Below are 6,885 nucleotides of genomic sequence, written 5' to 3'. Positions count from 1 at the left end.
CCCACGGAATATCCTTCTCCATATCCCAGCGGACCGCTTCGAGCGACTTGTAAAGTTCCGGATAAAGCATGGTGTTCATGGTCCCACCCCTGTTCTGCGCAATGCGACATCTAAACGAGATTGTTGCGGCAAGCGCACCCTGCAAGGGCGCGTTGGCAACCAAGTCAATAATTTTACGTGCCAAACCGGCCAGCGGATGCAAGTTTCGCACCGTGACGCCGGGCGGCCTTGCAGCCGCGGTGGGGCAGACCGCACATAGCATTCCGCTGAAGCGGAGTCTGCCCGCGCGTGCCTGTAAGGTCGCCGGCGCACTGCCGGCTTCGTTGTCGAGCCCGCTCGCGCGCCGTTCAGGACGGCTGACGGCAGGCTGCTCGATGTGGTGTATTCGGCGGCGGCCATGATAGCACGCGCCTGTGACCGATCCGCGACACCGGACTGACCCCGATTGACGCCGCTGCGGCAATGCGCCGCATCGAAAGTTCGGTGAAAGCGTAGCGAAAACGCAACCGCACGATCGGTCAGTGCCCCCGTCCGGACACGGGGGCGCCCCCGTGATGCGGCGCGTGGGCGGCACCCGCCGCGCCGCCGCGATCGGCGGCCGCGATCCACTGGGCCAGCACGTCCCGTTGCCCATGCGCGTCGCGGTAGCCGAGCGCCACCAGCTCGCGCGCGAACTCCGCCTCGAACAGCAGATAGCTCGCGAACGACGCCCCGGCCGGCTGGTTGCCGCCCACTGCGCCGAGCAGGCTGCGCACCGTGAACGGCAGCCGCCGCAGATGCTTCGCCGCGATCAGCTCGATCCGCTCGGACGGAGCGATCGCCAGCACGTCGACGTGCCGCCAGCCGCTCTCCGGTTCCACGTGGCGCGGCAGATGCTCGACCATCCGGTTGATGTGCTCGATCCGCTCGATGTCGGTGCCGATCGAATCGAGGAACACGCTCGCCAGCACCTGTTGGCCGATCTGCGCGAGCGACGGGTAGCCGCGTCCGTTGCCGTTCGCGGCCGGCACCTCGGGCCGCGCCGCGGCGGCGCCGATCACGATGATCCGTTCGCCGCCGAAGTGGATCGCCGGAGACAGCGGCGCGATCTGGCGAATCGAGCCGTCGCCGAAATACTCGATCTGGCCGTCGAGCACGAGCGGCACGGCCGGGAACACGAACGGGATCGCCGACGACGCGAGCAGATGCGCGGCCGACAGATCCACCATCCGCGCGGTGCGCTGCGCGCGCCGCCACGCGTGGATCGGCTCGCTTGCCTGATAGAAGGTCAGATGGCGGCCGCTCGAATAGCTGAGCGCGGTCACCGACAGCGCATGCAGCATGCGGGACTCCAGCATCTGCTCGATCCGGTGAAAGCTCAGTTCGCGCTGCAGCAGATGGGCGAGCGGCGAGTTGTCGAGCAAACCGCGCGGCGCCCGGCGCGCGGCCCAGCCGATGCTCATCGCCGTGAGCCAGCGCGCGCCCGCGGCCGCGATGCCGAGCCAGTCGGTGCGATAGACGTAGTCGGCGCGCAGATGCTCCCAGAATTCGAGCAGGCGCCGCACGCCGTGCGCGAAGTCGTCCGCATGGCTCGCGAGCGAGGTCGCGTTGATCGCCCCCGCCGACGAACCGCAGACCACCGCGAACGGCAGTTCGCGCCGTGCCGGGTCGACTTCGTGCGCGATTTCGGCCAGCGCTTTGAGCACGCCGACCTGATAGGCGGCGCGTGCGCCGCCTCCCATCAGGACGAGCGCGAGCCTCATGCGCGTGTCAGCGAAACGAGGCGGCGCGCATCACACGCCCCGCTTCGGCGCTTTCTTCGCGGCGCCCGCCGGCTTGGCGGATTCCGCCGCGCCGGCGGCGCCGGCCGATGCAGCCCGGCGCGGCGCGGCGCGCTTCGCGGCGGCGGGCGCTGCCGGCGCGGTGTCCCCCGCCGGCGCGCCGCCCGGCGGCGTCATGCCGGGCTGGTTCATCGCGAAGCTCGCCAGCTGGTTGAATTGCGATTGCAACAGGTTCCACCACCCGGACGGATCGAACCCGTCGGCGCCCGGCTGCGGACCGGATGCGTGACGCGGCCCGGCCGCCGGCTGCGCGTCGGGCGCCGGTTTCGGTTCCGAAGCGGGCGCGGCGGACTCCGGGTTCGACACGGCCGCCTCGGCCGCCGCCATCGAGGTCTGCGCGAGCGCGCCGAACGCGCGCAGCGTCGCAAGCGTCGCGCGCTGCACTTCAAGCGCCTGGATCGCCGACTGCAGCATGTTGAGATTGAGCTTCAGCCATTGCTCGACCGCGCGCAGATCGGTGATCCGCTTGTCCATCTCCTCGACGCTCGACAGCGGCGCCATCATGTCCGACATCGCGGACAGCGACGGCGGCAAGCCTTGCGACGCGCCGGGAAGCGCGCCCATCCCGCCGAACGGCGACAGGCGCATCATCTCCCACATCTTGTCGAGCATCTCGGTGGGCTGGAAGCCGGTAAAACCGGGGAACGGGGAGGAACCGGGGGTATCGGTCATACGGCCATCCTTCGAAGCGAATGAGGCAAGTCATGGGACGGCGGCCGCGCGCGGCGCCTGGACGGGATCATAGCGCGCCCGCCGCCCGGGCTGCGTTCAGAACGGCGCGCCGCCTGGAAAGTCGGGCGCGCGGCGCTCGCGCAGCGAACGGATGCCCTCCTGCACGTCCGGCCCCGCAAATCCCATGAATTCGAGCGCCAGCGACGTATCGAACGACGGCCCGGCCATGCGCAGCCAGTTGTTCAGCGCGTACTTGGTCCAGCGAATCGCCGTCTGCGAGCCGCGCGCGAGCCGCTCCGCGACCTCGTAGGCCTTCGGCAGCAGATCGGCTTCGTCGACCGCGAGCGACACCAGCCCGATCCGCTCGGCCTCCTCGCCGCTCACCGGTTCGCACAGCAGCAGGTAGTACTTCGCCTTCGCCATCCCGCACAGCAGCGGCCAGACGATCGCCGCGTGATCGCCGGCCGCCACGCCGAGGCGGGTATGGCCGTCGATGATCCGCGCGCGCTTCGCGGCGATCGACACGTCGGCGAGCAGCCCCGCGACGAGGCCCGCGCCGACCGCGGGCCCGTGCATCGCCGAGACGATCGGCTTGCCGCAGTTGATCACGTTGTAGACGAGGTCGCGCGCTTCGCGCCAGACCCGCGCGCGCACGTCGAAGTCGTTCGCCATCTGCTCGACGAGCGCGAGATCGCCGCCCGCCGAAAAGCCCTTGCCCTCGCCGCGGATCACCGCCACGCGGGTATCGGGATCGCGATCGACGTCGCGCCAGATGTCGGCCAGTTCGCGGTGCATCCTGTCGTTCGCGGTGGCGAGGCCGCTGCGGTTCGCGCCCTCGCCGCTCATCACTATTTCGAGGACGCCGTGCGGCTGCCGCTGCACGCGCAGCGCCTCGTAACCGGAATACAGATCGAGATCGGCCATGCGCGGCTCCTTGACTGAACTGAAAAACGGATAGGGATCGACCGGCCCAGTGTAGCGAAGCGGGTACGGCCGGGCATCGGGCGTTACCCGGCCGGGGCGGGCCGAAGCGGCCGGGCCCCGGCCTCGGCACCGCGTCAGGCGGCGCCGTCCGGCGGCGCGACCGACTGCTCGATCGCGCCGAAGATCGACTTGCCCGCGTCGTCGAACATCTCGATCTTCACCTTGTCGCCGTAACGCATGAATTCGGTCTGCGGCGCGCCGTGCTCGATCGTCTCCAGGCAGCGCTTCTCGGCAATGCAGCAGTAGCCGCGCTTCGCATCCTGATTCGACACCGTGCCCGACCCGACGATCGAGCCCGCGCGCACGTTGCGGGTTTTCGCGGCATGCGCGATCAGCTGGCCGAAATGGAACACCATGTCCGCGCCCGCGTCCGGCTGGCCGACCTTCCGGCCGTTCCAGTGGACGATCATCGGACGGTGCACGCGGCCCTCGCGCCAATGCTCGCCGAGCTCGTCCGGGGTCACCGCGACCGGCGCGAAAGCCGTGGCGGGCTTGCTCTGGAAGAACCCGAACCCCTTCGCCAGCTCGGCGGGAATCAGCTTGCGCAGCGACACGTCGTTGACGAGCGTGACGAGCCGCACGGCCTTCAGCGCGTCGTCGGGCGTCGCGCCCATCGGCACGTCCGCCGTGACGACCGCCACTTCGGCCTCGAAGTCGATGCCCCAGTCCTCCGACGCGCAGACGATGTCGTCGCGCGCGCCGATGAAATCGTCGCTGCCGCCCTGGTACATCAGCGGATCGGTCCAGAACTCGGGCGGCATCTCGGCGCCGCGCGCCTTGCGCACCAGCTCGACGTGATTCACGTACGCGGAGCCGTCCGCCCACTGGAACGCGCGCGGCAGCGGCGCCATGCAATGAGCCGGCTCGAACGCGAACGCGTTGCGCGCGCGGCCGTGGTTCAGCGCGTCGTACAGCTCGCGCAGCTGCGGCGCATAGAAGGCCCAGTCGTCCAGCACGCGTTGCAGGGTCGGCGCGATCGCGTCGGCGATCGCCGCCGTGTGCAGGTCGCGGGAAACGACGATCAGCTGGCCGTCGCGGGTGCCGTCCTTGAGCGAGGCAAGTTTCATAGGGAGAGAGCCGTTGTAGTGACGATGGAAGGAATCTATTTTACGATGGTGAATCCGCGGCGGCGCTGCGCCGCCGGTCCGACTCTATCCTTTTGCCTTGCGCGCCATGCGCGCCCCCTCTTCCATGTCCGTATCCGAAGCCCCCGACGACAATCTCGCCGACGACGCCACCGAGGAAAAAGTCCGCTCGGGCATCCAGTCGATCGAAGTCGGCTTTCGCCTGCTCGACGTGCTGACGGGCGAGCCGCGCGCGATGATGCTGCGCGACCTCGCGCAACGCGCGGGCATGAGCCCGGCGAAGGCGCACCGCTATCTCGTGAGCTTCTCGCGGCTTGGGCTCGTGTCGCAGGATCCGGTGTCGGGGCGCTACGAACTGGGCGGCTTCGCACTGCAGATGGGCCTCGCGCGGCTCGCCCGCATCGACGGCGTGAAGCTTGCGCGGATCGCGCTCACCGCGCTGCGCGACCAGCTCGATCAGACCGTCGGCATCGCCGTGTGGGGCAACCAGGGGCCGACCGTCGTGCACTGGATGGAGTCGAGCCATCCGGCCAAGGCATCACTCAAGCTCGGCGACGTGATGCCGCTGCTCGGCTCCGCCACCGGGCTGCTGTTCGCCGCGTACCTGCCGCGCAGCAGGACGGCCGCGATGCTGGAGCGCGAGCTGGCCGACACCCGGCGCTCGCCGCACCACGGCGGCCCGCGCACGCTCGCGGATGTCGAGGCGGTGCTGGCCGACGTGCGCGCGCACCGCGCCGCGCGCGTGGAAGGGATGCTGCTGCCGACCATCCATGCGTTCTGCATGCCGGTGTTCGACGCGGTCGGCGATCTCGCGCTCGCGATCATCGCGCTCGGCCAGGAAGGCGCGTTCGATATTCGCTGGGGCGGCGAGATCGACGTCGCGCTGCGCGCCTGCGCGCAAAAACTCTCGTACGAGCTTGGGTATAGTGGCGACTCGGCGCGCGACGCCTGACGCCGCCCCGGCCCTGTCCCGGCGCCTGCGAAGAACGTCCGCGCCCGCACACGGTCAGACCGGCTGAGCCCCGCCCGTCGCACGGGCGCGCCGCGATGCCCGCCGCGGCCGGTGCGCCGCCTTCACCTTTGTCCGAGCCATTCGTCCTCGCCTGATGCCGCTGTCGTCCACTCTGTCCAACCGACCCGCCGCCGCTACGCGCCGCCTGCTGCGCGTGGGCGTCGTGCTGGCGCTCGTGCTGGGCATGCACTGGCTCGCCGCACAATGGGTATCGCGCTATCGCGAACCGTTCACGCCGCTCGCGCCCGCCAATGCGCCGGTCGAGATCGAATTGCTGAAGCCTCAGCAGATCGAACGCCAGCCCGCCGCCGCGCCACCGCCGAAGCCGCAACCGGCCGCGCGCGCGCCGCGCCGGCCCGCGCCGCAACCCTCGCAGCCCTCGGCGCCGGTGCTGAGCGCGCTCGCGTCGCCGGTCACGACCTCGGCAGCCGAACCGGCCTCCGCATCGGGCACCGCCCCGGCGTCGGCCGCCGCGGGCCAGGGCGGCACGCAGGCAACGCCGGCCGGCCACGCCTCGGACGCGGCGTCGGCCGGGGTCAAGTTCTCCGTGCCCCCGTCGGGCGACCTCCAGTACGACACGTTCTACAACGGCGTGCAGAACGCCACCGGCACGATCCACTGGCGCAGCGACGGCCGGACCTATTCGTTGTCGGTCACGATGCCCGTGCCGTTCGTCGGACCGTTCCGGTACCAAAGTCACGGGCGGATCGACGCATTCGGCATCGCGCCCGACCAGTACGTCGAACAGCGCGGCAAGCGGCCGTCCGACGTCGCGATCTTCAATCGGGATACGAAGCAGATCGTCTTCACGCGCACGCCGGATTCGCTCGCGCTGCCCGACGGCGCGCAGGATCGCTTCAGCATGCTGATGCAGCTGGCCGGCCTGCTGCGCGGCAATCCCGACGCCTACCGGCCCGGCGTCACGCGCGAGTTCTTCGTCGTCGACAACAACAGCGGCGAGATCTGGCCCATCACGACGATCGGCGACGAAACCGTGCGCACCGCCGAAGGGATGCTGGAAACGCGTCACTTCATGCGCCTGCCGCGCCGCCCCGGCGACACCCGCCGCATCGATCTGTGGCTCGCGCCGTCGCTCGGCTGGCTGCCCGCGCGCATGGTCCAGACCGAACCCGGCGGCGCGCAGATCGAATTGTTGTGGCATGGCCGAGCACAAACGGACGAAGAGAACGATAATGAAAGTGCGCCCCTACCCGGTGCGTCCGACAGCAGCGGGCCGGTAAATTCGACCGAACCGGCCGTCCCCGGAGCGACCCATGACGATGCTCCGGTGTCGCCTTGACAATCTTTGACA

Annotated in this window: 7 protein-coding genes; 2 read left to right on the top strand and 5 right to left on the bottom strand. The window is 69.9% G+C overall.

Annotated features, from left to right (window positions below):
• The 5 genes from RZR99_RS10720 to RZR99_RS10700 form a co-directional block, all read right to left on the bottom strand.
• The coding region (locus RZR99_RS10720; protein WP_323119728.1) for a hypothetical protein at nucleotides 1–202 on the bottom strand (202 nt) is incomplete at its 3' end.
• A 316-nt stretch (nucleotides 203–518) separates the two neighbouring features.
• A complete protein-coding gene (locus RZR99_RS10715) occupies nucleotides 519–1,742 on the bottom strand; it encodes a patatin-like phospholipase family protein (RefSeq protein ID WP_323119727.1) in 1,224 nt (407 codons plus the stop codon).
• Nucleotides 1,743–1,772: 30 nt separating this feature from the next.
• Entirely contained in the window at nucleotides 1,773–2,492 is a 720-nt protein-coding gene (locus tag RZR99_RS10710) for a PhaM family polyhydroxyalkanoate granule multifunctional regulatory protein (protein WP_323119726.1), read from the bottom strand.
• A 96-nt stretch (nucleotides 2,493–2,588) separates the two neighbouring features.
• Complete coding sequence (locus RZR99_RS10705; RefSeq protein ID WP_323119725.1) at nucleotides 2,589–3,416, bottom strand: enoyl-CoA hydratase/isomerase family protein; 828 nt, start codon at nucleotides 3,414–3,416, stop codon at nucleotides 2,589–2,591.
• Between the two features lie 134 nt (nucleotides 3,417–3,550).
• Nucleotides 3,551–4,543 (bottom strand): fumarylacetoacetate hydrolase family protein, encoded by a 993-nt coding sequence (locus tag RZR99_RS10700; RefSeq protein ID WP_323119724.1) that lies wholly within the window; start codon nucleotides 4,541–4,543, stop codon nucleotides 3,551–3,553.
• 124 nt (nucleotides 4,544–4,667) lie between these two features.
• Here RZR99_RS10700 and RZR99_RS10695 point away from each other — a divergent pair, with 124 nt between their 5' ends.
• Both RZR99_RS10695 and RZR99_RS10690 read left to right on the top strand, forming a co-directional pair.
• Nucleotides 4,668–5,513, top strand: a complete 846-nt coding sequence (locus RZR99_RS10695) for an IclR family transcriptional regulator (protein ID WP_323119723.1) — start codon at nucleotides 4,668–4,670, stop codon at nucleotides 5,511–5,513.
• A gap of 154 nt (nucleotides 5,514–5,667) precedes the next feature.
• Nucleotides 5,668–6,873 carry a DUF3108 domain-containing protein gene (locus RZR99_RS10690; RefSeq protein WP_323119722.1) on the top strand — a complete coding sequence of 402 codons (1,206 nt, stop codon included), beginning with the start codon at nucleotides 5,668–5,670 and terminating at the stop codon, nucleotides 6,871–6,873.
• Nucleotides 6,874–6,885: the final 12 nt, after the last annotated feature.

The organism is Burkholderia alba, assembly GCF_034721475.1.
GTDB lineage: Bacteria > Pseudomonadota > Gammaproteobacteria > Burkholderiales > Burkholderiaceae > Burkholderia > Burkholderia alba.
Note: the sequence above shows the minus strand (reverse complement) of the source record. Positions and strands in the feature narration are given on the sequence as shown.

Coding starts and splice junctions, on each gene's coding strand:
- RZR99_RS10695 (WP_323119723.1), top strand. CDS start 4,668: ATGTCCGTATCCGAAGCCCCCGACGACAATCTCGCCGACGACGCCACC.
- RZR99_RS10710 (WP_323119726.1), bottom strand. CDS start 2,492: ATGACCGATACCCCCGGTTCCTCCCCGTTCCCCGGTTTTACCGGCTTC.
- RZR99_RS10705 (WP_323119725.1), bottom strand. CDS start 3,416: ATGGCCGATCTCGATCTGTATTCCGGTTACGAGGCGCTGCGCGTGCAG.
- RZR99_RS10690 (WP_323119722.1), top strand. CDS start 5,668: ATGCCGCTGTCGTCCACTCTGTCCAACCGACCCGCCGCCGCTACGCGC.
- RZR99_RS10715 (WP_323119727.1), bottom strand. CDS start 1,742: ATGAGGCTCGCGCTCGTCCTGATGGGAGGCGGCGCACGCGCCGCCTAT.
- RZR99_RS10700 (WP_323119724.1), bottom strand. CDS start 4,543: ATGAAACTTGCCTCGCTCAAGGACGGCACCCGCGACGGCCAGCTGATC.